The organism is Celeribacter sp. (assembly GCF_048270365.1).
GTDB lineage: Bacteria > Pseudomonadota > Alphaproteobacteria > Rhodobacterales > Rhodobacteraceae > Celeribacter.
The window spans coordinates 156,570-181,397 of sequence record NZ_JBLWTA010000009.1; the positions used below are offsets into that span (position 1 = coordinate 156,570).

At 59.4% G+C, this 24,828-nt stretch carries 32 protein-coding genes; 24 read left to right on the forward strand and 8 right to left on the reverse strand.

Going from position 1 to position 24,828, the window contains the following annotated elements; all coding sequences use genetic code 11:
* Positions 1–36: 36 nt before the first annotated feature.
* The 7 genes from def (ACN0X0_RS13950) to ACN0X0_RS13980 are packed head-to-tail and all read left to right on the forward strand — an operon-like array spanning position 37 to position 3,090.
* Positions 37–558 (forward strand): peptide deformylase, encoded by a 522-nt coding sequence (gene def, locus ACN0X0_RS13950; protein WP_417279647.1) that lies wholly within the window; start codon positions 37–39, stop codon positions 556–558.
* On the forward strand, positions 558–1,049 hold the full coding sequence (gene def / locus ACN0X0_RS13955) for a peptide deformylase (protein ID WP_417279648.1): 492 nt from the start codon (positions 558–560) through the stop codon (positions 1,047–1,049). The genes def (ACN0X0_RS13950) and def (ACN0X0_RS13955) overlap by 1 nt, the downstream gene beginning before the upstream one ends.
* The gene (def, locus tag ACN0X0_RS13960; RefSeq protein WP_417279649.1) at positions 1,046–1,561 is read left to right on the forward strand and encodes a peptide deformylase; all 516 of its coding nucleotides are present in this window, start codon (positions 1,046–1,048) and stop codon (positions 1,559–1,561) included. Before def (ACN0X0_RS13955) ends, def (ACN0X0_RS13960) begins: the two co-directional genes overlap by 4 nt.
* On the forward strand, positions 1,558–2,463 hold the full coding sequence (gene fmt / locus ACN0X0_RS13965) for a methionyl-tRNA formyltransferase (protein ID WP_417279650.1): 906 nt from the start codon (positions 1,558–1,560) through the stop codon (positions 2,461–2,463). The genes def (ACN0X0_RS13960) and fmt overlap by 4 nt, the downstream gene beginning before the upstream one ends.
* Before the next feature lie 9 nt (positions 2,464–2,472).
* Positions 2,473–2,712, forward strand: a complete 240-nt coding sequence (locus ACN0X0_RS13970; protein WP_226551062.1) for a hypothetical protein — start codon at positions 2,473–2,475, stop codon at positions 2,710–2,712.
* Positions 2,713–2,716: 4 nt separating this feature from the next.
* Complete coding sequence (locus ACN0X0_RS13975; RefSeq protein ID WP_167600888.1) at positions 2,717–2,956, forward strand: GlsB/YeaQ/YmgE family stress response membrane protein; 240 nt, start codon at positions 2,717–2,719, stop codon at positions 2,954–2,956.
* Positions 2,953–3,090 (forward strand): hypothetical protein, encoded by a 138-nt coding sequence (locus ACN0X0_RS13980; protein ID WP_226551060.1) that lies wholly within the window; start codon positions 2,953–2,955, stop codon positions 3,088–3,090. Before ACN0X0_RS13975 ends, ACN0X0_RS13980 begins: the two co-directional genes overlap by 4 nt.
* Positions 3,091–3,094: 4 nt before the next feature.
* Here the strand turns inward: ACN0X0_RS13980 and ACN0X0_RS13985 are convergent, their stop codons facing one another.
* The 5 genes from ACN0X0_RS13985 to ACN0X0_RS14005 form a co-directional block, all read right to left on the reverse strand.
* Positions 3,095–3,718 carry a trimeric intracellular cation channel family protein gene (locus ACN0X0_RS13985; protein WP_417263709.1) on the reverse strand — a complete coding sequence of 208 codons (624 nt, stop codon included), beginning with the start codon at positions 3,716–3,718 and terminating at the stop codon, positions 3,095–3,097.
* Entirely contained in the window at positions 3,715–4,176 is a 462-nt protein-coding gene (rnhA, locus tag ACN0X0_RS13990; protein ID WP_417263708.1) for a ribonuclease HI, read from the reverse strand. The genes ACN0X0_RS13985 and rnhA overlap by 4 nt, the downstream gene beginning before the upstream one ends.
* A gap of 63 nt (positions 4,177–4,239) precedes the next feature.
* On the reverse strand, positions 4,240–4,851 hold the full coding sequence (locus tag ACN0X0_RS13995) for a LysE family translocator (RefSeq protein ID WP_417279651.1): 612 nt from the start codon (positions 4,849–4,851) through the stop codon (positions 4,240–4,242).
* Positions 4,848–5,810: a 4-hydroxy-3-methylbut-2-enyl diphosphate reductase gene (gene ispH, locus ACN0X0_RS14000; RefSeq protein WP_417263706.1), complete on the reverse strand. Its 963-nt coding sequence runs from the start codon at positions 5,808–5,810 to the stop codon at positions 4,848–4,850. Before ispH ends, ACN0X0_RS13995 begins: the two co-directional genes overlap by 4 nt.
* Before the next feature lie 133 nt (positions 5,811–5,943).
* On the reverse strand, positions 5,944–6,504 hold the full coding sequence (locus tag ACN0X0_RS14005) for an NYN domain-containing protein (RefSeq protein ID WP_417263705.1): 561 nt from the start codon (positions 6,502–6,504) through the stop codon (positions 5,944–5,946).
* A 149-nt stretch (positions 6,505–6,653) separates the two neighbouring features.
* On the opposite strand from ACN0X0_RS14005, the gene folK reads away from it, so the two are divergent.
* The 12 genes from folK to recO all read left to right on the forward strand — a co-directional run bounded on the left by folK (position 6,654) and on the right by recO (position 15,971).
* On the forward strand, positions 6,654–7,262 hold the full coding sequence (folK, locus tag ACN0X0_RS14010) for a 2-amino-4-hydroxy-6-hydroxymethyldihydropteridine diphosphokinase (protein ID WP_417279652.1): 609 nt from the start codon (positions 6,654–6,656) through the stop codon (positions 7,260–7,262).
* 103 nt (positions 7,263–7,365) lie between these two features.
* Positions 7,366–7,719 (forward strand): DNA-directed RNA polymerase subunit omega, encoded by a 354-nt coding sequence (rpoZ, locus tag ACN0X0_RS14015; RefSeq protein ID WP_321367603.1) that lies wholly within the window; start codon positions 7,366–7,368, stop codon positions 7,717–7,719.
* A 56-nt stretch (positions 7,720–7,775) separates the two neighbouring features.
* The gene (locus ACN0X0_RS14020) at positions 7,776–9,893 is read left to right on the forward strand and encodes a RelA/SpoT family protein (RefSeq protein ID WP_417279653.1); all 2,118 of its coding nucleotides are present in this window, start codon (positions 7,776–7,778) and stop codon (positions 9,891–9,893) included.
* An 18-nt stretch (positions 9,894–9,911) separates the two neighbouring features.
* Complete coding sequence (locus ACN0X0_RS14025) at positions 9,912–10,562, forward strand: DUF2062 domain-containing protein (protein ID WP_417263702.1); 651 nt, start codon at positions 9,912–9,914, stop codon at positions 10,560–10,562.
* A gap of 109 nt (positions 10,563–10,671) precedes the next feature.
* Complete coding sequence (locus ACN0X0_RS14030) at positions 10,672–11,424, forward strand: pyridoxine 5'-phosphate synthase (RefSeq protein WP_417279654.1); 753 nt, start codon at positions 10,672–10,674, stop codon at positions 11,422–11,424.
* 13 nt (positions 11,425–11,437) lie between these two features.
* Positions 11,438–11,866 carry an ABZJ_00895 family protein gene (locus tag ACN0X0_RS14035; RefSeq protein ID WP_417279655.1) on the forward strand — a complete coding sequence of 143 codons (429 nt, stop codon included), beginning with the start codon at positions 11,438–11,440 and terminating at the stop codon, positions 11,864–11,866.
* Positions 11,867–11,911: 45 nt separating this feature from the next.
* Positions 11,912–12,316, forward strand: a complete 405-nt coding sequence (acpS, locus tag ACN0X0_RS14040) for a holo-ACP synthase (RefSeq protein ID WP_417263699.1) — start codon at positions 11,912–11,914, stop codon at positions 12,314–12,316.
* 145 nt (positions 12,317–12,461) lie between these two features.
* Positions 12,462–13,244, forward strand: coding sequence for a signal peptidase I (lepB, locus tag ACN0X0_RS14045; RefSeq protein ID WP_417279656.1), 783 nt, complete (start codon positions 12,462–12,464; stop codon positions 13,242–13,244).
* Positions 13,241–13,930: a ribonuclease III gene (gene rnc, locus ACN0X0_RS14050; protein WP_417279657.1), complete on the forward strand. Its 690-nt coding sequence runs from the start codon at positions 13,241–13,243 to the stop codon at positions 13,928–13,930. Before lepB ends, rnc begins: the two co-directional genes overlap by 4 nt.
* A complete protein-coding gene (gene era, locus ACN0X0_RS14055) occupies positions 13,923–14,837 on the forward strand; it encodes a GTPase Era (protein ID WP_417279658.1) in 915 nt (304 codons plus the stop codon). The genes rnc and era overlap by 8 nt, the downstream gene beginning before the upstream one ends.
* The gene (locus ACN0X0_RS14060; RefSeq protein ID WP_417279659.1) at positions 14,837–15,169 is read left to right on the forward strand and encodes a DUF1491 family protein; all 333 of its coding nucleotides are present in this window, start codon (positions 14,837–14,839) and stop codon (positions 15,167–15,169) included. Before era ends, ACN0X0_RS14060 begins: the two co-directional genes overlap by 1 nt.
* A 58-nt stretch (positions 15,170–15,227) precedes the next feature.
* A complete protein-coding gene (gene recO, locus ACN0X0_RS14065; RefSeq protein WP_417279660.1) occupies positions 15,228–15,971 on the forward strand; it encodes a DNA repair protein RecO in 744 nt (247 codons plus the stop codon).
* 18 nt (positions 15,972–15,989) lie between these two features.
* On the opposite strand, the gene ACN0X0_RS14070 is transcribed toward recO, so the two are convergent.
* Positions 15,990–17,675, reverse strand: a complete 1,686-nt coding sequence (locus ACN0X0_RS14070; protein ID WP_417279661.1) for an acyl-CoA dehydrogenase family protein — start codon at positions 17,673–17,675, stop codon at positions 15,990–15,992.
* Between the two features lie 203 nt (positions 17,676–17,878).
* Here ACN0X0_RS14070 and ACN0X0_RS14075 point away from each other — a divergent pair, with 203 nt between their 5' ends.
* On the forward strand, positions 17,879–18,652 hold the full coding sequence (locus ACN0X0_RS14075) for a sulfite exporter TauE/SafE family protein (RefSeq protein WP_417263693.1): 774 nt from the start codon (positions 17,879–17,881) through the stop codon (positions 18,650–18,652).
* Here the strand turns inward: ACN0X0_RS14075 and ACN0X0_RS14080 are convergent.
* Both ACN0X0_RS14080 and ACN0X0_RS14085 read right to left on the reverse strand, forming a co-directional pair.
* Positions 18,644–18,982: a c-type cytochrome gene (locus ACN0X0_RS14080; RefSeq protein ID WP_417279662.1), complete on the reverse strand. Its 339-nt coding sequence runs from the start codon at positions 18,980–18,982 to the stop codon at positions 18,644–18,646. The genes ACN0X0_RS14075 and ACN0X0_RS14080 overlap by 9 nt on opposite strands.
* A 102-nt stretch (positions 18,983–19,084) precedes the next feature.
* Positions 19,085–20,683 (reverse strand): phosphoenolpyruvate carboxykinase, encoded by a 1,599-nt coding sequence (locus ACN0X0_RS14085; RefSeq protein ID WP_417263691.1) that lies wholly within the window; start codon positions 20,681–20,683, stop codon positions 19,085–19,087.
* Between the two features lie 380 nt (positions 20,684–21,063).
* On the opposite strand from ACN0X0_RS14085, the gene ACN0X0_RS14090 reads away from it, so the two are divergent.
* From ACN0X0_RS14090 to rapZ, 4 genes are read left to right on the forward strand one after another with little or no spacing between them, the layout of a single operon-like run.
* Complete coding sequence (locus ACN0X0_RS14090; RefSeq protein WP_417279663.1) at positions 21,064–21,765, forward strand: response regulator transcription factor; 702 nt, start codon at positions 21,064–21,066, stop codon at positions 21,763–21,765.
* Complete coding sequence (locus ACN0X0_RS14095; RefSeq protein ID WP_417263690.1) at positions 21,765–23,489, forward strand: sensor N-terminal transmembrane domain-containing protein; 1,725 nt, start codon at positions 21,765–21,767, stop codon at positions 23,487–23,489. Before ACN0X0_RS14090 ends, ACN0X0_RS14095 begins: the two co-directional genes overlap by 1 nt.
* Positions 23,486–23,920 carry an HPr kinase/phosphorylase gene (locus ACN0X0_RS14100; protein WP_417279664.1) on the forward strand — a complete coding sequence of 145 codons (435 nt, stop codon included), beginning with the start codon at positions 23,486–23,488 and terminating at the stop codon, positions 23,918–23,920. Before ACN0X0_RS14095 ends, ACN0X0_RS14100 begins: the two co-directional genes overlap by 4 nt.
* Positions 23,911–24,822, forward strand: a complete 912-nt coding sequence (rapZ, locus tag ACN0X0_RS14105; RefSeq protein ID WP_417279665.1) for an RNase adapter RapZ — start codon at positions 23,911–23,913, stop codon at positions 24,820–24,822. Before ACN0X0_RS14100 ends, rapZ begins: the two co-directional genes overlap by 10 nt.
* The last annotated feature ends 6 nt before the right edge of the window (positions 24,823–24,828 follow it).

Consider the following 24,828-nt stretch of genomic DNA (forward strand, 5'->3'; position numbering starts at 1 on the left):
GTTGCGCGGCCCCCTTGGTTTGACTAAATGCAGGGCATGACACTGAAACCGATCCTCATTCACCCCGATCCGCGCCTCAAAAAGCACTGCGATCCTGTCACCGAGTTTGACAAGGATCTTGCGAAGCTGGCCGACGACATGTTGGAAACCATGTATGACGCGCCAGGCATCGGGCTTGCCGCGCCGCAGGTCGGTGTGATCCAGCGCATGTTGGTGATGGATTGCGTCAAAGACGCAGAGGGGACGCCGGAGCCGATGGTTCTGATCAACCCCGAGGTGACGTGGAAAAGCGACGAGCGCAATGTCTACGAAGAGGGCTGTCTGTCGATCCCCGGTCAATATGCCGATGTCGAGCGCCCGAAGATGGTGCGCGTGAGCTGGCAGGACGTCGAAGGCAAGGCGCATGAGCAGGAGTTCGACGAGCTTTGGGCGACCTGCGTGCAGCATGAGATCGACCATTTGGACGGCGTGCTATTCATCGATTACCTCAAACCGCTCAAGCGTCAGATGATCACCCGCAAGATGCAAAAGCTCAAACGCGAGAGGGCTCGTCCCTAATGGCGCTGCGCGAGATCCTGCTCTGGCCGGACGCGCGGCTGAGCACGGCTTGCGCGCCTGTGGCGGAGATCACCGACGACATTCGCACGCTGGTCTCTGACATGTTCGAGACGATGTATGACGCGCCGGGCCGCGGCCTTGCCGGGCCGCAAGTAGGCGCGATGTTGCGGCTCTTCGTCATGGATGCGACGTGGAAAGAGGGCGAAAAATCGCCGCTTGTCGCGATCAATCCCGAGATCACGGCCTTCTCTGACGAGACCTGTGAGATGGATGAGGGTTGTCTCTCGATCCCCGGCATTACAGCCACTGTGACGCGGCCCGAGCGTATCACGCTCTCATGGACCGATCTCGACGGGCAGCGCCACGCACGCGAGATGACGGGCGCCGAGGCCCGCATTGCCCAGCATGAATATGACCATCTCGACGGGTTGGTGCATTTCGACCGCATTGGTGCGAAAACCCGCGCCCGTCTTGAGGAGATTTACGTATGACCCATACGCCCACAGAACGCCCTTTTGTGGCCTACCCGGACAAGCGTCTGAAAACCAAAGTGCCGCCTGTCACCGAGATCACCGAAGAGATCCGAAACATCTGGGCCGATATGGTCGAGACCATGGACGCCATGCCGGGATATGGCTTAGCCGGGCCGCAGATCGGCGTGATGCAACAGCTCGCCGTGGTCGATTGTTCGGACGAACGCGGCAAGGCAGTTTTGATGGCCAACCCGGAGGTGCTTCATGCCTCCGCGCAATTGCGCGAGCACGAAGAGGCCTCCCCGAACCTACCCGGTATGTCCGCCGCGATCGCCCGCCCGCGCGCCGTCACGGTGCGGTTTCTCAATGAGGCGGGCGAGATGGAAGAGCGGGATTTCGTCGGCCTTTGGGCGACCTCGGTGCAGCACCAGATCGACCACCTGAACGGCAAGATGTATTTTGACAATCTGAAGTCCGTGAAGCGCCAGATGTTCCTGAAAAAGGCCAAGAAGATGGGAGCGATGAAATGAAGATCGTTTTCATGGGCAGCCCCGATTTTTCCGTGCCTGTGCTCGACGCGCTGGTCGAGGCGGGGCATGAGATCGCCTGCGTCTATTGCCAGCCGCCGCGTCCGGCGGGGCGGGGCAAGAAAGACCGCCCAACGCCGGTGCAAGCCCGCGCCGAAGAGCTTGGCCTTCCGGTGCGCCATCCGGTGAATTTCAAAGACGCGGCGGATGTGGCGGCGTTTCAGGATCTGAATGCCGAGATCGCCGTGGTCGTGGCCTACGGCCTGCTTCTGCCGCAGATCATCCTCGATGCGCCCAAGCGCGGGTGCCTCAACATCCATGCCTCGCTTTTGCCGCGCTGGCGCGGCGCCGCGCCGATCCATCGCGCGATCCTTGAGGGTGACGACGAGACCGGCGTTTGCATCATGCAGATGGAGGCAGGCCTCGACACCGGCCCGGTTTTGTTGCGCCAAGAAACTGAGATCACGGCAGAGGACACCACGGCGCTTTTGCACGATCGCCTGTCCGAGATGGGTGCCGATGCGATCACCATTGCGCTCGATACGCTGGATCAACTCGTCCCGGAGTCGCAGCCGGAGGACGGCGTGACCTACGCGCGTAAAATCGACAAAGCCGAGGCGAGGATCGACTGGACCCGCCCCGCGCACGAGATCGACCGGCAAATCCGGGGGCTTTCGCCATTTCCCGGCGCTTGGGCCATGCTCAACGGCGAGCGGATCAAGTTCCACATGTCCTGCGTGACGGGGGCCACCGGCGCCCCCGGCGAGGTGGTGGACGACTTCACAATCGCTTGCGGGGACCGCGCGGTCGAAATTCTCACCGCGCAGCGCGAGGGCAAACGTGCTATGCCTGTCGCAGAGATTTTGAAAGGGCTGGATCTGCCAAAGGGCAGCCGGTTCGACTAGGGGCGCGTCATGTTTCCAATCCTGATCGGCACGGTCGTCATCGCGGGCATCGTCGGCTATATTTGCGAAAAGACGGGCTTTACCCGCAACGGTATCCTGCCCTCGATCATCATCTGTGTCGGCGGGGCGTTTCTGGCCTATTTCGTCAAACTCATGTTCGGTGTCGGCTTTGGCTCTCCGGGGTTGAATGCGATTGTGTCCTCGCTGGGCGCGCTGATCATCGTGCCGACCCATTGGCGGAGGCGTTGATCCTATGCCGGTCCTGTTCCTCATCATCGTCGGAGCCGCCGCCGGGTTCATTGCGACCCGCGTGATGGATTTGAAAACCGATCTGATCACCACCGTGGTGATCGGCATGTTGGGCGCTTTGATCGGCGGGCTTGTGCTGCGCTTTCTCTTGATGCTCTCTGGCGTGGCGGCGGGCTTTGTCGGCGCTGTGCTTGGTGCGATGCTGTTGATCTGGGCGTGGAAAGCGATCAGGGGGCGCAGATGATCTGGCTGCTGTCCATTCCGGGGATGCTTGCGCGCATCCTCTTCGGCCTCGGGCTTTGGCTGATGTTCCGCCCCGGAGGGTGGTTTGTCGCCTGCTGTCTCGCGGTGGCGGCGACGTGGTACATCAAGGCGTAAGCCCTCAGTTCTTCGGGGGACGCGATTTGTAGACGGGCAGGGACCAGCCCCAGGCCAGGCTTCCGGCGCGCAGCGTGAATGTCACAATCGCACATATAATAAATTCAAAGAAGCGCGGAATCTCAAATTGAGATGCTAAAAGCAACGCCAAAGGTCCGGCCAGAGCCGCCGAGGCGTAAAGCTCGCCATGCTTCAGGATCAGAGGCACTTCGTTACAGACCACATCGCGCATCATGCCGCCAAAACACCCGGTCGCAACACCCATGAGGGCCACGATCACCGGCGGTTGCCCGAGCTTGAGCGCCACACCGGCACCCGCCGCCACGGCGACCGAAAGCGCCACGGCGTCCGCCCATAAGAGGGCTTTCTGACGGCTCTCGAACAGATGCGCGGTCAAGAAGACCACGGCAGAGACCAGACAGGCGATGACGATATAGGTCGGGTCGGCAATCCAGAACACGGCCTCGCGGTTGAGCAACAGATCGCGAAGTGTTCCCCCACCCACCGCCGTGAGACAGGCGACGAAGGCGAAGCCAACGAGATCGAGCTGAGCACGGGAGGCGGCCAAAGCGCCGGAAATCGCAAAGACGATGACCGAGGCGTAATCGAGGGCCGCCAAAGGGGTCATGTGGCACCCTTTTTGAACGGCGCCATGCCCGCACGGGCCAACTCATCGGCGCGCTCGTTTTCGGGATGTCCGGCGTGGCCCTTGACCCATTCCCAGGTCACGTCATGACGCTTCTGCGCCTCATCGATGCGCTGCCACAGATCGACATTCTTCACCGGCTTCTTCGCGGCGGTCTTCCAACCGTTGCGTTTCCAGCCGTGAATCCAGCCGGTGACACCGTTTTTCACATAGGCGCTGTCGGTGATGATGGTGATAGACGTCGGGCGTCCGAGCGTTTCAAGCGCAGAGATCGCCGCGAGCAATTCCATCCGGTTGTTCGTGGTCTCTGCCTCGCCGCCCTTAAGCTCGCGTTCTTTGACGACCGTGTCGCCGTCCTTTGCCTGCAACAAAGCGCCCCAGCCCCCCGGGCCGGGATTTCCGGAGCAGGCTCCGTCGGTATATGCGTAGAATTCAGCCATGATGGGACCGGGTGATATAGGCTTCGGGCGAATGGTCAAGTCTTCGCGTTAAGGCTTTGGGTCTCATGCGCGCTCAAAGGCGAGTTTGGCTCCAAGGCTTGCGAAAGAGGCGGCAAAGATACGGCGCATCCATGCCATGGCGCGCTCGCTTTCAACCACCCACGCGCGCAGGAACCCGGCAGCAAGGGCGTAAAGCAGGAAGACAGCAAATGTCATGGCGACAAAACCGAAGCCGAGCTCGACGAGCAGCATATTCGTATGGGGCGCATCCGCAGGAACGAACTGGGGCAGGAAGGCGACGAAAAACATCGGCAGTTTCGGGTTCAGCAGGTTCAAGAGGACTCCGCGACGTACCAAGCTTGCGGCGCTTTGCGGTTGATGATCCGGTTTGACCTCTAGCGCGCCTGTGCCTTTGAGCGTGCCCCAGGCCATGTAGAGCAGGTAGGCGACACCGGCGTATTTGATCGCGGAAAACAAAAGCGCGGAGGTGTGCAACACGGCGGCCAACCCGGCAAGCGCCACGCCGAGATGGGCGACGGTGGCGAGTGTGCAGCCCAAAACCGCCCAAAGCCCGGCACGCAATCCGCGCCCCAAGGTGGTGGAAAGGGTGAAAATCACACCGATGCCGGGGGCGAGGCAGACGATGAAGGCGGTCAGGAGAAACTCAAAACTCATGCGGGTTCTCTCAAAACTCTGGGGACTTTGAACTCGACGTTTTCCTGCGCGGTTTCCACCAGCTCGACGGTCACGTCAAAGCGGGCGCGGAAAGCGTCGATCACCTCATTGACCAAGACCTCGGGGGCCGACGCACCTGCGGTGATGCCGACGGAGGTGATGCCCGCAAGAGCGCGCCAGTCGATGTCGGGGGCACGTTGCACAAGCTGAGAATAGGCGCAGCCATTGGCTTTTCCGACTTCGACCAAACGTTTGCTATTCGAACTATTAGGTGCCCCAATCACCAAAAGAGCGTCTATATTTGACGAAATGGCTTTCACTGACGCCTGCCGGTTGGTGGTGGCGTAACAGATGTCTTCTTTGTGCGGGCCGACAATGTTGGGGAAACGCGCGCGCAGCGCGGCGATCACATCGACAGTGTCATCGACCGACAAGGTGGTCTGGGTGATAAAGGCCAGACGCTCCGGATCGCGCACCTCAAGCCCCGGCACATCATCCGGCGTTTCGACCAAGAGAACCTCGCCCTCGGGAAGCTGCCCCATCGTGCCGATGGTCTCCGGGTGACCGGCGTGGCCGATCATGATCATCTGAAGCCCGTCTGCGTGGTGCCGCTCCGCCTCGATATGGACCTTGGACACCAGCGGACAGGTGGCGTCAACATAGACCATCTCGCGCTTGGCGGCCTCGGCGGGCACGGCTTTCGGGACGCCATGGGCAGAAAAGATCACGGGGCGGTCATCCGGGCAGTCTTCCAACTCCTCGACAAACACAGCGCCTTTCTCTTTCAGTCCATCGACCACGAATTTGTTGTGCACGATCTCATGGCGGACATAGACCGGCGGCCCCCATTTCTCGATCGCCATTTCGACGATCTTGATCGCGCGGTCGACACCGGCGCAGAACCCGCGCGGGGCGGCGAGATAGAGCATAAGAGGGGGCTTGGGGGTCGTTTCGGTCATGCGGCACTCCTGATCTTTTTCAGAGGTAGCGGCGAAAGGGACCAAGTGCAACGACCGGAAGATCAAAAGGCCGACAGATCAAAAGACCGGTAAAGTGAAAAGCCCCCGCCGAGACGGCGAGGGCTTTCATAACTCAGTTGTCGTAACTGTCATCTTCGCGCGGTTCGCGCGGCGGACGTCCGAGCACGTCTTTGAGGTCGTTCAGCTCGATGAAATTATCGGCTTGGCGACGCAGCTCATCGGCGATCATCGGCGGTTGGGTGCGGATCGAGGAGACGACAGAGACGCGCACGCCCTGACGTTGCAGGCTTTCGACCAGCGGACGGAAATCGCCGTCGCCGGAGAAGAGCACGATGTGATCCACATGAGGGGCCAGTTCCATCGCATCGACGGCAAGCTCGATATCCATGTTGCCCTTGATCTTGCGTCGACCCATGGAGTCGGTGAACTCCTTGGCCGGTTTGGTGACCATGGTGAACCCGTTGTAGTTCAGCCAATCGACCAGCGGGCGGATCGGCGAATAGTCATCGTTTTCAAGCAATGCGGTGTAGTAGAATGCGCGCAGCAATTTACCGCGGCGCATGAATTCCTGTCGGAGCAGTTTGTAATCGATATCGAACCCGAGCGATTTTGCCGCTGCGTAGAGATTCGACCCATCGATGAACAAGGCAAGCCGCTCATCTTTATAAAACATATAAAGGTCCTTTATATCTTGTTTTTTTGGACCGCCCCGACAGCAATCTCCATGGGGACAGTCAGTTGTTCTTGGCTTTCTGTCCTGCTGAATAGTATGAAATGCACCGAAACTGAACTTGCCGAAAAAGATAGGGCGTTAAAAACTTGGTGCGAGAGACATCTTTGGGCTGGGCGAAAATGCGCGCATGGATCGCGTTCGGCGCCAATTTGCCTTCTGAAACCGGCACTCCGATGGAAACTTTGCAGGCCGCTTTGCTAGCGCTCACAGCACAGGGTGTCGAGGTCAAGGGGCTTAGCCAGATTTACGAGACGCCCTGTTTCCCGGCTGGGGCCGGGCCGGATTACGTGAATTTTGCCGCAGAAGTCATGTTCGACGGCCCTCCTGAGGCGCTTTTGTTGGTTCTGCACGAGATCGAGGCGGAACTGGGGCGAGTGCGCAAGACGCGTTGGGCTGGACGTTCGATTGATCTGGATCTCATGGCCTACGCGGATGAGGTGCGCCCCGATGCGCGTTCCGTTCAGGCCTGGATCGATTTGCCTTTGGCCGAGCAAACGGTGCGTGCGCCGGATCAGCTTATTCTGCCGCATCCGCGCATTCAGGATCGGGCGTTCATGCTGATTCCCTTTGCCGATCTTGCCCCCGACTGGCGGCATCCGCTTTTGGGCCAAACCATAGCTGAGATGCTTGCCGCCCGGCCCGAGAACGAGAAAACTGAGGTAAAACCCATGTCCGGAGTTGAAATCCGCGTGAATTAAGGGGAAAGGGCGCTTGTCAATAAGGGGCTGAGCCCCTAAATAGAGCCTTTGAACAAATGCGTCCCGACGCATTCCTATGTCTGTCCAAACGATTGGAGATCCCATGGCCCGCGTGACCGTTGAAGATTGCGTCGACAAGGTTCCGAACCGCTTCGAGCTTGTGATGCTTGCCGCCCACCGTGCGCGCGAAGTGACCGCTGGCTCTCCGCTGACCGTGGATCGGGACAACGATAAGAACCCGGTTGTTGCGCTCCGCGAGATCGCCGAAGAGACCCAATCCGCCGACGCGCTGCGCGAGCGGATGATCGAAAGCCATCAGACCCAGATCGAGGTCGATGAGCCGGAAGACGATCAAATGGCTCTCCTGATGGGCCAAGAGGCCGACAAACCGGCCGAGGACGATATGTCCGAAGAGAAACTGCTGCGCGCGCTGATGGAAGCGCAGGGGCAAAACTAAGAGGCGGGGCCGCATGGTTTTCATGGGGCCCCCATTCACGGAGTTCGCGGACCAAAATGATCGACGTCGAAGACCTGATCGCGCTGGTCCGCAACTATAACCCCAAGACAAATGCCGAACTGATCCGCGAGGCCTATGCCTACGGACGTGAGATGCATGAGGGGCAGTTCCGCCGCTCTGGCGAACCCTATTTCACCCATCCCGTCGCCGTCGCCGCCATCCTGACCGAACAGTCTCTGGACGATGCGACGATCATCACGGCTTTGCTCCACGACACGATCGAAGACACCCGCGCCTCTTACCAAGAGGTCGCGCGCAAGTTCGGCGAAGAGATCGCGGAACTGGTCGATGGGGTGACGAAACTTACCAACCTGCAACTGTCGTCGACAGAGACCAAACAGGCGGAAAACTTCCGCAAACTGTTCATGGCGATGTCGAAAGACCTGCGGGTGATCCTTGTGAAACTCGCCGACCGTTTGCACAACATGCGGACGATCAAGTCGATGCGCCCGGAGAAACAGCTCCAGAAAGCGCGCGAGACCATGGACATCTATGCGCCCTTGGCAGGCCGCATGGGGATGCAATGGATGCGCGAGGAGCTCGAAGATTTGAGCTTCCGCGTCATCAACCCCGAGGCGCGCAATTCGATCATCCGCCGCTTTATCCTGTTGCAACGGGAAACCGGCGATGTGATCCATAAGATCACCAACGACATCCGTGCAGAGCTGGAGCGCGAGGGCATCGAGGCGGACGTCTTTGGACGCGCCAAAAAACCCTATTCGATCTGGCGCAAAATGGAGGAGAAACAGCAAAGTTTCTCTCGCCTGTCAGATATTTACGGCTTTCGCGTCATTACCAAAACAGAGATGGATTGCTACCGCGTGTTGGGTGTGATCCATCAGCGTTGGCGCGCGGTGCCGACGCGGTTCAAGGACTATATCAGCCAGCCGAAATCTAACGGGTACAGGTCTATTCACACCACGGTCTCGGGGCGCGACGGCAAACGCGTCGAGGTGCAAATCCGCACCCGTCAGATGCACGAGGTTGCGGAATCCGGGGTGGCCGCGCATTGGTCTTATCGCGATGGCGTTCGGGCACAAAACCCCTTTGCGGTCGACCCGGCGAAGTGGCTCGCTCAATTGACGGAGCGGTTTGAGAATGCCGAGGATCACTCCGAATTCCTCGAACACGTCAAGCTGGAGATGTATTCCGACAAGGTCTTCACCTTCACGCCGAAAGGCGAGGTGGTGTCCCTGCCGAAAGGCGGCACGCCTTTGGATTACGCCTATGCGATCCATACGCGTATCGGCGACAGCTGTGTTGGCGCCAAGGTGGACGGCATCCGCGTTCCGCTTTGGACCCGGTTGAAAAACGGCCAGAGCGTTGAAATTTTGACGGCCGAAGGCCAGCGCCCGCAGGCAACCTGGCTCGACATCGTGGTGACGGGCCGCGCTAAGGCGGCGATCCGCAAATCTTTGCGCGAAGAGAACCGCGAACGCTTTGTCAAACTGGGGCGTGAACTGGCCCGCGTGGCGTTTGAGCATGTCGGCAAAAAGGCGTCGGAAAAGGCGCTGGCGACGGCGGCGAAACAAATGTCGCTGGCCGACAGCGAAGCGCTTTTGGCGCGTCTGGGCTCGGCGGAACTCACCGCCTCCGACGTGGTCAAGGCGGTCTATCCGGAACTGGTGCGAGAAAGCGGTGCGATTGACGCGAAGCGCGCGGTGCTTGGACTTTCCGAAGGCGAGACCTATAATCGTGCCAAGTGCTGTCAACCGGTCCCGGGCGAGCGCATTGTCGGCATCACCTATCGCGGCAAGGGCGTGGTGATTCACGCGATCGACTGTCCCGCGCTTGAGGAACTTGAGGCGGAGACCAATCGCTGGGTCGATCTGCAATGGCATTCGGGACCGCACGCGCCGCAATATACCGTGTCTTTGGATCTGACGATTTCCAACGATCCGGGCGTTTTGGGGCGGATCTGTACATTGATTGCGGAGCAAAAGGCCAATATCTCGGACCTGAATTTCGTCGATCGTAAGCCCGATTTTTACCGTTTGATCGTAGATGTGGACCTGCGGGACGTGGAGCATCTGCATGCGGTGATGTTGGCGCTTGAGGCCGAAAGCGAAGTGGCACGGGTGCGCAGATACAGGAATTTGGACAGACGACCCTAAGGGGGTCAAGAGGGTGATGTGGTCTTTAAACGCCGGGAAAAGCTAAAGCCACTTCAATGGCTTGCGCAATCCCTCTGGCCCAAACGTGGCTGGGGGCGGGCGGTCCGGTATCTCAAACATCGTCTTCACCGTCTGCCTGACACCCCTCATAAAATTGCGCGCGGCGTCTTTGCTGGCGTCTTCGCGGTCTTCACTCCGTTTTTCGGCCTGCATTTCGTCATCGCCTTTGTTTTGGCCAAGCTGATGCGCGGCAATGTCATCGCGGCGCTTTTGTCGACCTTTGTCGGCAACCCGCTGACCTATGTGCCGATTGGCGTGATCTCGATGAAAATGGGCCACTTCCTGCTGGGCACGAGTTTCGATCACGAGCATGAGCGCAGCTTTGCGGGCAAGTTTTTCGACGCCGCCGATGATTTTTGGCGCAATTTTCTTGCGCTGTTCACGGATCGTGATGCCAATTGGGATGCGCTGATCCGGTTCTGGCATGAGATTTTCATGCCCTATCTGGTCGGCGGCATCATCCCGGGCATCGTGGCGGGGATTGCGGCCTATTACATCACTCTGCCGATGGTGACCGCTTATCAAAACCGCCGCCGCGGCAAGCTTAAGGCCAAGCTCGAAGAGTTGCGGCGCAAGAAACAGGCGCAAAAAGCGGCTCAGAAACCGTAACCCGACACGCCCGCACGAGGTTTGATCGCTTCGATCAGGATTTGTCGGTTTTCTTTCGCGACCCGCAGGCTATTGTCCGCGCCAAACGATCTTGATTGGGAACGAAACCATGACCCAGAAACTCCGCCTCGGCATGAACATTGATCACGTCGCCACCGTGCGCAACGCGCGTGGCTCGGCCTACCCGGACCCGGTGCGGGCCGCGAAGCTGGCCGAAGAGGCGGGGGCCGACGGGATCACGGCGCACCTGCGCGAAGATCGCCGCCACATCACGGATGCGGACATCGAGGCGCTGGTCGCGAACCTCTCCGTGCCGTTGAATTTCGAAATGGCCGCCACGGACGAGATGCAGGCGATTGCTTTGCGCCACAAACCTCACGCGGTGTGCATCGTTCCGGAAAAGCGCGAGGAACGGACCACCGAAGGCGGGCTTGAAGTTGCGCGCGAGGAAAACCGTCTGGCGCATTTCATCGCGCCCCTGCGCGACGCTGGCTCGCGCGTGTCGATCTTCATCGCGGCCGACCAGCCGCAGATCGAGGCCGCGCACCGCATCGGCGCCGCCGTCGTCGAGCTGCACACCGGTGCCTATTGCGACCTGCACGCCGAGGGCAAATTTGCCGAGCGTGACGATGAATTGAAGCGTCTGACCGAAATGGCAGCTTTCGCGCATGGGCTCGGCCTCGAGGTCCACGCCGGCCACGGGCTGACCTACGACACCGTGCAACCGATTGCTGCGCTGCCGGAGATCGCAGAACTGAACATCGGGCATTTCCTCATTGGCGAGGCTATCTTTTTGGGTATTATCCCGGCGATTCGCGAGATGCGCCGTTTGATGGACGAAGTTCGCAAGCAAAATCTATGAAAAGGTTAATGATATGAAAGTTTTGCGGTATACAGGGATCCTGATCGGCCTGACGGTTGTGGTGGGCATCCTGCTGTGGATTCTTGAGGCATTTCTTGGCTCCAGCGTGGGCATGGCGGCAGGTGTTGCGCCGCTCATCGGTGCGGCTGCTTTCGAAGGGGAATTCTTTTACAAAAAAGAACGTCGCATCCCTGAAAAATCCGAAAAACGCGCCTTTGCGCGTATGGCGACGCTGGTCAACCTTGTGGTCGGTGCCATCGGTTATGTGGGGCTTATGACTGTCCTTCCGGAACTGCGCACGTCGACCGCGATGATTGCGACGGCTGTTGCCTCCGTCATTCTTCTGCTTTTGGTATACTTCGTCAGCGGCTTTTTCTTTGGTCAAGTTGCCAAGAACAAGATCAAGGTTGAGGAAAAGAAACGCGCGAAGGCTGCGGCTTAATCCGAACGTGCCGTGCATCGCGCCACATTATATGGGGCATCAGGGATGATCCTGGGCATCGGCACAGATCTCGCAAATATCGACCGGATCACCGGTACTTTGGAGCGCTTTGGCGAGCGCTTCAAAAATCGTGTTTTCACGGAGATCGAACAGGCCAAGGCCGAGCGTCGTCGCGACGTCGCGGGCACCTATGCGAAACGTTGGGCCGCGAAGGAAGCCTGTTCCAAGGCGCTTGGTACGGGTCTTGCCATGGGGATTTCGTGGAAAGACATGGCGGTCAAGAACCTCCCGACCGGACAGCCGGTGATGGAGGTGACAGGTTGGGCCAAAGAGCGGCTCGAGGAGATGACGCCGCCGGGCCACGAGGCGATCATCCATGTGACATTGACCGACGATCACCCCTGGGCGCAGGCTTTTGTGGTGATCGAAGCCCGTCCGAAGGACATATGAAGCCTGCCCGAAGGACAAATAAAGCGCGCCCAATTGTCGATTACCGCCCGAAAACCCCACCATCACGGGCGTTTGCCTTGACTCCCCGCCGCGCGCCTTTCATATCCGGCTAAAGCGTAAAACCGTTTCCCCAAAGGACGAGAAGATGAGCAGTGCCAAGGACAGCCTGACCGAAACCATCAAAACAGTGGTCTATGCCCTGCTGATCGCCGGGATTTTCCGCACGCTGTTCTTCCAGCCGTTCTTTATCCCGTCGTCCTCTATGAAAGACACGCTGTTGATCGGCGATTTTCTTTTCGTCAACAAGATGAGCTACGGCTACTCGCAGTGGTCCTGTCCGAAGGTGGTGAATTTCCTCTGCCCGATCTCTGGTCGTATCCTTGGCTCTGAGCCGGAGCGTGGCGACATCGTGGTGTTCGAGCACCCGACCCAGCATCGCACTTTCGTCAAACGCCTGATCGGCCTGCCGGGCGACCGGATTCAGATGCGCGATGGCGTGATCTTCCTCAATGGCGAAGAGGTGCCGCAGACCCCGGATGGTATGTTCGTCGAGACCGATGAAAAACAGGGTGCCGCCGGTCGTCGTCCGGCCTGCACCACCACGTCGGGCCTTGGCGGTGAGTGTGCCAAAGAGAAATACATCGAGACCCTGCCGGGCGGGCGTCAGCATTCGATCCTCAATATCGGCCCCACCAGCGTCGACAACACACCGGTCTACACCGTTCCCGCCAACAACTATTTCTTCATGGGCGACAACCGCGACAACTCCGCCGACAGCCGGCTCTCGGTAGCCCAGAACGGCGTGGGTTACGTGCCTGAGGAATATATTGTCGGGAAGGCGAGCCGCGTCATTTTCTCTTCTGCGGGCAAACGTCTTGTCTATTTCTGGACCTGGCGCAAAGATCGTTTCTTCAAGGCGCTCCAGTGAAGATGTCCGCAGACATAAGCGCGTTCCAGACGCGGCTCGGGCATGAGTTTTCTCAGCCCGAACTGCTCTTGCGCGCGCTCACGCACAGTTCGATCTCGTCCGCGACTCGCCCCGACAACCAGCGCCTCGAATTTCTGGGCGACCGGGTTTTGGGTCTGACCATGGCCGAGGCTCTGTTCGAAAAAGACAAATCCGCCTCAGAAGGTCAGTTGGCGCCGCGCTTCAACGCGCTGGTGCGCAAGGAAACCTGTGCCGATGTCGCCCGTCAGATCGATTTGGGTGCCGTGTTGAAACTTGGTCGCTCGGAGATGATGTCGGGTGGTCGTCGCAAAGAAGCGCTTCTGGCCGATGCGATGGAGGCGGTGATTGCTGCCGTCTATCGCGATGCGGGCTTTGAGGTTGCCAAAGCGCTGGTGCGCCGGCTTTGGGGCAAGCGCATCGACCGGGTCGAAGACGACGCCCGCGACGCCAAAACCGCGCTTCAGGAATGGGCACAGGCCCGGGGGCAGAAGCCGCCAAAATATTCCGAAGTGGCCCGCAAAGGCCCCGATCACGCGCCGATCTTCACCATCGAAGTGACGCTCGAAAGTGGTGAGGCGGAGCGCTCGGAAGCAAATTCCAAACGTCAGGCCGAACAAGCCGCCGCCAAGGCGCTTTTGACAAAACTGGAGGCCAAAGATGGCTGAAACGACACGCGCAGGTTTTGTGGCCCTGATCGGTGAACCCAACGCCGGAAAATCCACGCTGTTGAACCGCATGGTCGGCGCGAAAGTGTCGATCGTGACCCATAAGGTGCAAACCACCCGTGCCCGCATTCGCGGCGTCGCGATGGAGGGGGACAGCCAGATCGTCTTCGTCGACACGCCGGGGATTTTCAAACCCAAACGTCGATTGGATCGCGCCATGGTCTCTGCCGCCTGGGGCGGCGCTGCGGATGCCGATGTCGTGGTGCTTTTGATCGAGGCGCATAAGGGTGTGACCGAGGGCGTTGAGGAAATTCTGGCCGCTTTGGACGAGCATTCGAACCCGAAGCAGAAAGTCGCGCTGGCGATCAATAAGATCGACATGGTGGACGTTGAGAAACTCCTCGCGATCACCAAGGACATGAACGAACGCCGCAACTTCGTAGAGACCTTCATGATCTCGGCTGAGAAGGGCAAAGGTGTCGATGACCTGCGTAAATGGCTCGCCCGCGAACTGCCGGCGGGGCCTTGGCTCTACCCGGAGGACCAGATCGCCGATCTGCCGATGCGGATGATTGCGGCTGAGATCACGCGTGAGAAACTGACGCTGAACCTGCACCAGGAATTGCCCTATCAGCTCACCGTCGAGACCGAGCAATGGGAAGAGCGCAAGGATGGCTCTGCCCGTGTCGATCAGGTGATCTACGTGGCGCGGGACGGGCACAAAGGCATCATCCTTGGCAAGCGCGGCGAGACGATCAAACGCATTTCGCGTGCGGCGCGTGAGGAACTGGCGGAGTTTCTGGGCCGTAAAGTGCACCTGTTCTTGCAGATCAAAGTGCGTCCGAACTGGCTCGAAGAGGCCGAGCGCTACGGCGAAATGGGGCTTGATTTCAAAGACGGCAACTGATGGCGCGGCTGACGGCGGATGTCTGGGTCTCGGCCTATCTGACGCGGCTGCGGTTGGCCGATATTCCGGCCTTTGTCGTCAAGAGGGGCGATGCCACGGCCGGTGCCGTGATGGTCAAGCTCAATACGCTGGACGGTCAGGCCAAGGCGTTTCAACGCGAGTTCAACCTTATGGAGGATCGCCGCGACTGGGCTGTGCTGGCCGAAGGCGCAGAGCGAGATGTGGACGCCTCTCTGGCCAAACAACGCAGTTTTGACCCCGATCTCTGGATCATCGAGGTTGAGGACCGACTGGGGCGCACGCTTTTGGATGAGGCCGGTCTGTCTGATTGACGTTCCGCGCCTTGCACGTCAGGCTGATTGAGTATTTCGACCAAGAAGAAGCAGGCGCATGATCGAGTGGCGCGATGAAGGGGTGGTCCTCTCCGTCCGAAAACATGGCGAGACCTCGGTGATTGTCGAGGTGTTTACCCCCGATCACGGGCGGCATGCGGGCGTCGTGCGGGGCGGTATTTCGCGCAAGATGACGCCGCATTTGCAGCCGGGCGGGCATGTTGCCGTGACGTGGAAAGCGCGGATTGAAGATCATCTCGGAAGCTTTACGTTCGAGCCGGTGAAAAGCCGTGCGCATGTGCTGGGAGATCCTATGGCGCTTGCGGGGATGACGGCGATGACCGCGATGCTCTCGCAGCTTTTGCCGGAGCGCGAGGCGCATGGCTATCTCTATGTCGACAGTCTGGCGTTGTTTGACCGCATCGGCGCCGACCCGATGTGGCCCTTGGCTTATTTGCATTGGGAGGTGTCTTTGCTGGAGGAGCTGGGCTTTGGCCTCGATCTTTCCTCTTGTGCGGTGACCGGTTCACCCGACGATCTGATTTACGTCTCGCCCAAGACTGGCCGCGCCGTTTCGGGAAAAGGCGCGGGGGAGTGGGCGGATCGGCTTTTGCCCTTGCCGCAATGTCTGTTGGGGCAGTCGTCTCTGGATTTTGCCGAGATCGGGCAGGGTCTCAAGACGACGGGGCATTTTCTGGCGAAGATCACGGCGGAGCTGTCGGATCGGGGCCTGCCCGCCGCGCGGGATCGCTTCGTGGACCGGCTCGCAAAAAAGGCGGCGCAGGAGGCACCGCCTTTTTAAAGTCGTTTGAAGGATGACTTAGCCCAGCAGACGACGCGCAATCACCTGTGCCTGAATTTCACCTGCGCCCTCAAAGATGTTCAAAATCCGCGCGTCGCACAGGATGCGGGAAATCTGATACTCGAGCGCAAAGCCGTTGCCGCCGTGAATTTGCAGCGCATTGTCGGCGGCGGCCCAAGCGACCCGTGCGCCCAAAAGCTTCGCCATCCCGGCTTCCAAATCACAGCGATGCCCGTGGTCCTTTTCCCAAGCGGAGAAATAGGTGAGCTGACGCGCCACCATGATTTCGACCGCCATCATCGCCAGCTTGCCGGAGACGCGGGGGAATTCGATCAACGACTTGCCGAACTGTTTGCGGTCCTCGGCATATTGCATGCCGACCTCGAGCGCGTTTTGCGCCACGCCGATGGCGCGGGCGGCGGTCTGAATGCGGGCAGACTCAAAGGTCTCCATGAGCTGTTTGAAGCCCTTGCCTTCCTCGCCGCCCAAAAGGTTCTCGGCCTTCACCTTAAAGCCGTCAAAGCCGATCTCATATTCCTTCATGCCGCGATAGCCCAAGACCTCGATCTCGCCGCCGGACATGCCGGGTGTGGGGAAGGGGTTTGCGTCATCGCCGGGCGTTTTCTCAGCCAGGAACATCGACAGGCCTTTGTAATCCGTGGTGTCGGGATCGGTGCGGGCCAGAAGCGTCATCACATGGGTGCGCGCGGCGTGGGTGATCCAGGTCTTGTTGCCGGTCACCGTGTAGGTCTCGCCCTCTTTGACCGCACGGGTGCGCAGGCTCCCAAGGTCCGATCCGGTGTTCGGTTCGGTGAAGACGGCGGTGGGCAGGATTTCGGCGGAGGACAGTTTCGGCAGCCACTGTTCCTTTTGCGCCTCGGTTCCGCCGCCAAGGATCAACTCGGCCGCGATTTCGGAGCGCGTGCCTAGAGAGCCGACGCCGATGTAGCCGCGCGATAGTTCTTCGGAGACCACGACCATCGCCGCTTTCGGAAAGCCAAAGCCGCCGTATTCCTCGGGGATCGTGAGACCGAAGACGCCAAGTTCGGCGAGTTCCTCGATGATCTCCATCGGGATGAAATCGTCTTTCAGGTGCCATTCGTGACAGAAGGGCGCGACTTTTTCATCGGCGAAACGGCGGAACTGATCGCGGATCATTTCCAATTCGTCGTCGAGGCCCGAAGCGCCAAAGGTCGCATGACCGGAATTGGTGCGCATCAACTCGACAAGCCGCGTGCGCGCGCCGGTGGAATTGCCGTCGAGCATGAGTTTGACCACTTCGCAGTGGCTCGGCTGGACAAGGCCCAGACCCAGATCGGAGAGACGGCAAATCTCGCCTTGGTTCATCGGGATGCCGCCGTAAATCTGGCTGAGGTATTCGCCAAAGGCGATCTGATGGATGAGCTGCTCCATCTCGCCGAATTTGCCGTCTGCGGAGAGCGCTTCGGCCCATTTCTGCATCTGGCGCAGGCTTTCGACATAGGTCGCAAGCCACGCGAGCCCGTGTGCGGCGGGTTGATTGGCCTCGATCTTTTTGCTCGACACACGGTCGCCGTCGAGGAATTCGGAGCGCAAGGCGGCGCGTGCACGGTCCAGAATGGCCTCCGCCGGGGCCACAGCCGCGCCGGTCAGAGCCAGAAGATCGGGCAGAATGGGGTTCGGCATTGTCATCTCCTGTTTCATCTCCTGTTGATCAAGGGCCATGGGATTCTCTCCTCCTGAAGGTCTCGAACTTGTCTAATCCTTTCGCAGTCGCAGCGCAATAATATTTTCAAATGAAGTTTTTATAAGACTTAAAGTGTCGCAGAGAAATTGCACCACCTCTGGCGCCGCGAAAGAAAACCTCTGGCTCCATGGATCGCGCCCTTTCTCCTATACGTGAGAAAGGCGGCGCTTTATCAGGGGGCATGACGTTCGAAAGCCTCCTGACCCTTCTGACCATGCCACAAATCATCGCCGCGGTTGCGATCACGCTCTTGGCGGGTTTTGTCAAAGGCGCGACCGGATTTGCCATGCCGATGATCATGATCTCGGGATTGGGATCGTTTCTGGCGCCCGAAGTGGCGTTGGCTGGGCTGATCTTTTCGACGGTTGTCTCCAACGTCTGGCAGGCGCTCAGAGGCGGTGCTGGCGAGGCGGTCGAGGCCGCAAAACAATACAGGCTCTATATCGGCGCATTGCTCGTGATGATCGTGCTCTCCGCGCAGCTCGTGGTGATCCTGCCGCAATCGGTGGTGTTCTTGTCGCTGGGCCTCATCGTGATCGTGCTGGCGAGCTATCTTTTGGTGGGGCGCGCCTTGCACATCCCGGACCATCACCGCGGCTTTTACGATCTGGGCCTTGGCGCGATATCTGGCGTGATTGGCGGTGTGGCAGGCATCTGGGGGCCGCTGACCGTGGCCTATCTCACCGCCGTGGACACGCCGAAAAAGCTTCAGATCAAGATCACCGGCGTGATCTTTGGCACCGGCGCGTTGACCTTGATGTTGGCGCATCTGCGTTCGGGGGTGTTGAATGCCCAGACCATTCCACTCTCCGCCGCGTTGCTGATCCCGGCGCTTATCGGAATGATCCTGGGCCATCAGGTGCAGGACCGGTTGGATCAGAAGAAATTCAAACGCGCGACGCTGTTTGTGCTTTTGGTGGCTGGCGCCAATTTGGTCCGGCGCGGGCTATTTTGAGCCCTGCTGACGTTCGGCCAGAAGGCGCAATTTGGTCTCGGCCACTTTGGGCGCCAGTGCCATAAGATAGGCCGCGACGGCTTCCGGTTCGCCCTCGTACAGCTCAACAGGCTCCATCTGATCCGTGCCTCGGATCGCTTGGGTGACATCGCTTAGTATTGCGCCTTGGATGTCCGGACCATTGCCACCCAGAGCCTCTTCGCCATGGCAGGCCATGCAGAAATCGGTGAAGATCTCTTTACCGGCGTCGATCAGTGCGGGGTCGGTAAAATCGACCTCCTGCGCGAGAGCCGGGGTCGTGAGGAGCGTGAAAATCAGAGCATATTTCATGAACACAGAATGCCTGAGCGGCGTGACATCTGAATGACGCGCAAAAGAAAACGCCCCGAACCATATGGGCCGGGGCGTCAAATCATGAGGTGAGGAAAGGCCTTAGCCGATGGCGGCGGCTTTCACGTCCTCATCAATGAAGGGCAGGTACTGTTCGAAGTTTTCCTTGAACATATGGACCAGTTTCTCAGCTTGCGCGTCGAAAGCCTCTTTGTCGGCCCAGGTGCGGCGCGGGTCGAGAAGCACATCAGCAACGCCCGGCACGGAGACCGGAACGTCGAAGCCAAAATTGTCGTCCTTACGGAATTCGACCTCGGCCAGCGTGCCTTCGAGCGCGGCGTGCAGCAGGTTGCGGGTTGCCTTGATCGGCATCCGCGAGCCGGTGCCGAACGCGCCACCGGTCCAGCCGGTGTTGACGAGCCAGCAGGTCGCGCCATGTTTCGCGATCTTCTCACGCAGCAGGTTGCCATAGGCTTCCGGACGACGCGGCATGAAGGGCGCGCCAAAGCAGGTGGAGAAGGTCGGGATCGGTTCGGTCACGCCCACTTCGGTGCCCGGGGTCTTCGAGGTGAAGCCGGAGAGGAAGTGATACATGGCCTGAGCGGGCGTCAGACGCGCGATCGGAGGCAGAACGCCATAGGCGTCACAGGTAAGAAGAATGATGTTCTTCGGGTGACCGCCCATCGCCGTCTCAGACGCGTTGGAGATGTAGTGCAGCGGGTAGGCGCAGCGCATGTTTTCGGTCAGCGAGCTGTCCTGGAAGTCGAGCTCTTTGGTGTGCTCGTCATAGACCATGTTCTCGATCACAGTGCCGAACATCGAGCAGGTCGCGTAGATTTCCGGCTCGGCTTCGGCGGAGAGGTTGATGGTCTTGGCGTAGCAGCCGCCTTCGAAGTTGAAGGTGCCTTTGTCGGACCAACCATGTTCGTCGTCACCGATCAGCACGCGGGCCGGGTCGGCGGAGAGCGTGGTCTTGCCGGTGCCGGAGAGGCCAAAGAAGATCGCGGTGTCGACCGGGTTGCCCGGCGCGTGGTTGGCGGAACAGTGCATCGCCATGATGCCTTTGCCCGGAAGGATGTAGTTCAACAGGGTGAACACGCCCTTCTTGTTCTCGCCCGCATATTCGGTGTTGCCGATCAGGATCAGCTTTTTCTCGAAGTTCAGCGCGATGATCGTCTCGGAGCGGCAACCGTGCTTTGCAGGGTCGGCTTTGAACGACGGGCAGTTGATGATGGTGAAATCGGCGGTGAAATCATCCAGATCGCTGAGCTCGGGACGGCGCAGCATGGTGCGGATGAACAGGTTGTGCCAGGCAAGCTCAGACACGACGCGTACGTCGAGCTGGTTGGCCGGGTCGGCACCGCCGTAGAGATCCTGAACGTAGTAATCCTTGCCCTTCATGTGCTCGAGCATATCGGCGTAGAGCACGTCGAATTTCGCCGGGTCCATGGGCTGGTTGTTTTCCCACCAGATGGTGTCTTCGACATCTGCGGTCCGGACGACGAATTTGTCTTTCGGGGACCGGCCGGTGTGGGCGCCAGTGCTGACGAGGAAAGAACCGCCTTTGCCGAGAGCACCTTCGCCGCGCTTGATGGCTTCTTCGATGAGGGCCGGTTCGAGAAGGTTGTAATAGACAGTGCCAAGTCCGGTAATGCCTTGGTCTTCAAGGGTGAAAGCCGGGTTCACGCGTCCGGTTGTCATATGCAAACTCCCTCGCCGTGTCCTTGCCGGCGTCTTTGGATATAGAATTCTGTACCGCGAAAGGGCCATTCGCGGATGGGCAACACATGTGCCAACGGAGTTGCTATATCACGCTTGCGCCGCGCGTAAACAGGCGCGAGATCAAGTGTTTGCGCAACCACATAGGGGGTAGCGCAAACACTTGCCGACGACCGGGCATCAAAGCCAATCTGCATAAGGGATAAGCACGAAGGTGAGACATATTAGCCATTCCTTGAAACTTTCCGGTTTCTATGGCTTTAACCCCGGGCTCTGATTCGTGGTTTCGCTTGATTTGAGCGGTTGAAACACGGAAGATAGCACAAAAAATGAACCAGTTGAGCAGTTGAAGGAAACCGACCATGTCCCGTATCGCCTTGGTAGACGACGACCGGAATATCCTCACCTCCGTATCCATGACGCTAGAGGCCGAAGGGTTCGAGGTTGAAATCTATAATGACGGCCAGTCGGCTCTGGATGCCTTCAACAAACGCCTTCCCGATATGGCGGTCTTCGACATCAAGATGCCGCGCATGGACGGCATGGATCTGTTGCAGCGCGTGCGCCAGAAAACCAACATGCCGGTGATTTTTCTGACCTCGAAAGACGATGAGATCGACGAGGTTCTGGGCTTGCGCATGGGCGCCGACGATTACGTCAAGAAACCGTTTTCGCAACGCCTTCTGGTCGAACGCATTCGCGCGCTTCTGCGCCGCCAAGAGGCGATTGCGGGCATCGACGTGGCTGAGACCGAAGAGACCAAAGTGCTGGTTCGTGGCGAGTTGGAAATGGATCCGTTGCGCCATGCGGTGAAATGGAAAGGTCTTGACGTCACCCTGACCGTGACCGAATTTTTGCTGTTGCAAGCGCTGGCACAGCGTCCGGGTTTTGTGAAATCGCGCGATCAGTTGATGGATGTGGCCTATGATGATCAGGTCTATGTCGACGACCGCACCATCGACAGTCACATCAAACGCCTGCGCAAGAAAATGCGCTCCGTCGACGGCGATTTCTCGGCCATCGAAACGCTTTACGGCATCGGGTATAGGTACAACGAGGAGTAATGACCCTGGCTTCCGGTATGGATCGTTCGGGCAAGTCCAGCACCGAGAACGCGGATGTCGTTCTGGGAGACGACTGGGTTGCGCCGCGCATCTCTGATGCGGAGCTGCGGGAAAAGCGTCGGCGTCGCAGTTTCATTGCTGTGAACCGCTCGCCACTGGCGCAAAAGATCATCACTTTCAACCTTGTTGCGATCATCCTCATGGTCGCGGGCATTCTCTATCTCAACCCTTTCCGCGATAGCCTCGTGCTGCAACGCGAAAAGGCGATGGTGACGGAGGCGGCGCTGGTCGCCGATATGCTTGAGGTCACGGCCGGGGCGGATGGTCAGCTTGATGTCAGCGATGACTCTGATGATGTGACGGGCGTGCTCCAGGTGCTGGAACTGCCTCTGCGCGATAATGTCTACATCTATGATCAGACGGGCGTGCTCATCGCCTCGACCGAGGGGATGCCTCGGGTGGAGCCGGCGAATGTGGCCGGGTTGCGCGAGGAAGGCCGTTCGACCGTCATCTCCGATTTCCTCAATAAAATCTGGTCGGCCATCACCTTTGCCAAAGGCAGCGGCCAAGAGAGCTTTGAGGATTACGAAGAACATGTCGCGGGACTTGCCGCGCTTGCGCTGAACGATGAAATCCATGTCAACACCAGCGTGAATGCCGAAGGTTCCACGGTCTTTACCGTGGCCGCACCGATCACCTTGGATGAGACCGGACAGACCATCGGTGTGATCGGGCTTGTGTCTGCCAAGGGTGAGATCGACGATCTGGTTCGGGTCGAGCGCGAACAAATCCTGCAAGTCTTTGTGATCGCCATTCTGGTCTCCATCGGGCTAAGCCTTGTGCTGGCCTCGACCATCGCCAACCCGCTGGCCGATCTGGCCGCCGCCGCCGAGATTGGCCGCGACAAGAACAGCCGCAAAGTGGCGCCGGGCCGTGTGCGTATCCCCGATCTCTCGGGCCGCCCCGATGAGATCGGACGTCTGTCCTCGGCGCTTCGGGGCATGGTGTCTGCGCTTTATGATCGGATCGACGCCAACGAACAGTTTGCCGCAGACGTGGCGCATGAGATCAAGAACCCGCTCGCGTCTTTGCGCTCTGCGGTGGGCTCTTTGCGGATGATCAAGAAAGAGGAGCATCGCATCAAGCTGCTCGATGTGATCGAGCATGATGTGCGTCGTCTTGACCGTCTTGTGTCCGACATTTCCAACGCTTCGCGCCTCGACAGTGAGCTGGTCAAGGAAGAGGAAGAAGAGTTCAACCTGATCCAGATGCTGACGAACCTGATCGACTACCTGTCGCAGGAATCGCAGGAAAAAGGCGTCGAATTCATCGCGGACATGCCCGACAAACCGATCATGATTTCGGGGCTCGAAGCACGTCTGGCGCAGGTGTTTGTGAACCTGATCACCAATGCGATCTCGTTCTGTGAAGACGGTGACGCCATTCGGGTCTGGGTCCGCAAGCGGGATCATCGTGTTCTGATCGTGGTCGAGGACACCGGGCCGGGTATCCCGGAAGAGGCGCTGACGAAAATCTTCAAACGCTTCTATTCGGAGCGCCCCGAAGGCCAGTTCGGCAACAACTCCGGTCTTGGCCTTGCGATCTCGAAACAGATCATCGAGGCGCATGGCGGTGTGATTTGGGCTGAGAACATTCGTCCGACCGATGCCGACATCACCTCCGACCCGCTGGGCGCCCGTTTCGTCGTGGGGCTGCCGGTGTGAGCAAGGACGAGGAGGAGGTGAACCTTCATGCCTCCTGTGTCGCCTTGGATTCCGAGACGGGGCTTTTGATCATCGGGCCGTCGGGCAGCGGGAAATCGACGCTGTCACTCACGATGATGGCGTTGGGCGCCACGCTGGTGTCTGACGACCGCACCCTCCTGACACGCGATGGAGCGGATCTCATGGCGACGGCGCCAGGGACGCTTGCCGGCATGATCGAAGCGCGCGGGGTCGGGATTTTGACAGCAGAGTGCCTGCCGCACACCCGATTGCGCGCTGTGGTCGACATGGCACAGGTCGAAACAGAGCGCTTGCCACCCCGGCGCGAAAAGGCTCTCATCGGGGTCTCGATTCCCCTGTTCTACCGGGTCGATGGGCCGCAATTCGCCCCGGCCCTGATCCAATGGCTCAAAGGAGGCCGATGCGCGTGACTTCACCCGCAGAGATGCCGGTCCCGCAATCGAAATCCCGCCACCGTGTGGTGTTGGTGACCGGACCGTCTGGCGCGGGGCGCTCCACGGCGATCAACACGCTCGAAGACCTGGGCTATGAGGTCATCGACAACCTGCCGATCTCGATCCTGCCGCGGCTTTTGGAGGGCGGCGGGCTGACCAAGCCTTTGGCGCTGGGTCTCGATGTGCGCAACCGCGATTTCTCCGTCAACGGGCTGATCGAAGTGATCGACGATCTGACCCGTGATCCGAACCATGAGGCGGAGGTGCTTTACCTCGATTGTGCGCCCGAGGTGCTGATCCGGCGCTATTCCGAAACCCGTCGTCGCCACCCTCTGGCGCCGGCCGAGACCGCGCAGGACGGGGTGGCGCGTGAGATCGACCTTTTGGTGCCGATCCGAGCGCGGGCCGACATCCTGATCGACACCTCCGAGATGACGCCGCACCAGCTCCGCGACGAGATCGAACGCTGGTTCGCCGAAGGGCGCGAGGCGGATATGGCGCTCTCGGTTCATAGCTTTTCGTACAAACGCGGCATGCCGCGGGGCGTCGATATGGTCTTTGACGTGCGCTTCCTGTCCAATCCCTATTGGGACGAGAGCCTCAGGACCCTGAACGGCACGGATGCGCAGGTCCAGAACTACGTGAAAAACGACCCGCGCTTTGACGCGTTTTTCCAGAAAATTCTGGAACTGACGCTGCTTTTGCTGCCAGCCTATCGCGATGAGGGTAAAAAGCACCTGTCAATCGCCTTTGGGTGTACTGGAGGGCAACACAGATCGGTAACGCTCGCGGAAATTCTATCCAAAGCCCTTGCAGAACATAATTGGCAAGTGTCAATAAGACACAGGGAACTTGAACGCCGCCAGAGCGGCCTCTGACCGGGA

Bases quoted from the DNA above. Each gene is read 5' to 3' on its own strand.
- ACN0X0_RS13985 (WP_417263709.1), bottom strand. From the start codon at position 3,718: ATGACCCCTTTGGCGGCCCTCGATTACGCCTCGGTCATCGTCTTTGCG.
- ACN0X0_RS13980 (WP_226551060.1), top strand. From the start codon at position 2,953: ATGATCTGGCTGCTGTCCATTCCGGGGATGCTTGCGCGCATCCTCTTC.
- fmt (WP_417279650.1), top strand. From the start codon at position 1,558: ATGAAGATCGTTTTCATGGGCAGCCCCGATTTTTCCGTGCCTGTGCTC.
- def (WP_417279649.1), top strand. From the start codon at position 1,046: ATGACCCATACGCCCACAGAACGCCCTTTTGTGGCCTACCCGGACAAG.
- era (WP_417279658.1), top strand. From the start codon at position 13,923: ATGGCTGAAACGACACGCGCAGGTTTTGTGGCCCTGATCGGTGAACCC.
- recO (WP_417279660.1), top strand. From the start codon at position 15,228: ATGATCGAGTGGCGCGATGAAGGGGTGGTCCTCTCCGTCCGAAAACAT.
- def (WP_417279647.1), top strand. From the start codon at position 37: ATGACACTGAAACCGATCCTCATTCACCCCGATCCGCGCCTCAAAAAG.
- rnhA (WP_417263708.1), bottom strand. From the start codon at position 4,176: ATGGCTGAATTCTACGCATATACCGACGGAGCCTGCTCCGGAAATCCC.
- ACN0X0_RS14060 (WP_417279659.1), top strand. From the start codon at position 14,837: ATGGCGCGGCTGACGGCGGATGTCTGGGTCTCGGCCTATCTGACGCGG.
- ACN0X0_RS14005 (WP_417263705.1), bottom strand. From the start codon at position 6,504: ATGTTTTATAAAGATGAGCGGCTTGCCTTGTTCATCGATGGGTCGAAT.
- def (WP_417279648.1), top strand. From the start codon at position 558: ATGGCGCTGCGCGAGATCCTGCTCTGGCCGGACGCGCGGCTGAGCACG.
- ACN0X0_RS14090 (WP_417279663.1), top strand. From the start codon at position 21,064: ATGTCCCGTATCGCCTTGGTAGACGACGACCGGAATATCCTCACCTCC.
- rpoZ (WP_321367603.1), top strand. From the start codon at position 7,366: ATGGCCCGCGTGACCGTTGAAGATTGCGTCGACAAGGTTCCGAACCGC.
- ACN0X0_RS13975 (WP_167600888.1), top strand. From the start codon at position 2,717: ATGCCGGTCCTGTTCCTCATCATCGTCGGAGCCGCCGCCGGGTTCATT.
- ACN0X0_RS14070 (WP_417279661.1), bottom strand. From the start codon at position 17,675: ATGGCCCTTGATCAACAGGAGATGAAACAGGAGATGACAATGCCGAAC.
- rapZ (WP_417279665.1), top strand. From the start codon at position 23,911: ATGCGCGTGACTTCACCCGCAGAGATGCCGGTCCCGCAATCGAAATCC.
- ACN0X0_RS14085 (WP_417263691.1), bottom strand. From the start codon at position 20,683: ATGACAACCGGACGCGTGAACCCGGCTTTCACCCTTGAAGACCAAGGC.
- ACN0X0_RS14080 (WP_417279662.1), bottom strand. From the start codon at position 18,982: ATGAAATATGCTCTGATTTTCACGCTCCTCACGACCCCGGCTCTCGCG.
- lepB (WP_417279656.1), top strand. From the start codon at position 12,462: ATGAGCAGTGCCAAGGACAGCCTGACCGAAACCATCAAAACAGTGGTC.
- ACN0X0_RS13970 (WP_226551062.1), top strand. From the start codon at position 2,473: ATGTTTCCAATCCTGATCGGCACGGTCGTCATCGCGGGCATCGTCGGC.
- ACN0X0_RS13995 (WP_417279651.1), bottom strand. From the start codon at position 4,851: ATGAGTTTTGAGTTTCTCCTGACCGCCTTCATCGTCTGCCTCGCCCCC.
- ACN0X0_RS14020 (WP_417279653.1), top strand. From the start codon at position 7,776: ATGATCGACGTCGAAGACCTGATCGCGCTGGTCCGCAACTATAACCCC.
- ACN0X0_RS14035 (WP_417279655.1), top strand. From the start codon at position 11,438: ATGAAAGTTTTGCGGTATACAGGGATCCTGATCGGCCTGACGGTTGTG.
- ACN0X0_RS14095 (WP_417263690.1), top strand. From the start codon at position 21,765: ATGACCCTGGCTTCCGGTATGGATCGTTCGGGCAAGTCCAGCACCGAG.
- acpS (WP_417263699.1), top strand. From the start codon at position 11,912: ATGATCCTGGGCATCGGCACAGATCTCGCAAATATCGACCGGATCACC.
- ACN0X0_RS14030 (WP_417279654.1), top strand. From the start codon at position 10,672: ATGACCCAGAAACTCCGCCTCGGCATGAACATTGATCACGTCGCCACC.
- ACN0X0_RS14075 (WP_417263693.1), top strand. From the start codon at position 17,879: ATGACGTTCGAAAGCCTCCTGACCCTTCTGACCATGCCACAAATCATC.
- ispH (WP_417263706.1), bottom strand. From the start codon at position 5,810: ATGACCGAAACGACCCCCAAGCCCCCTCTTATGCTCTATCTCGCCGCC.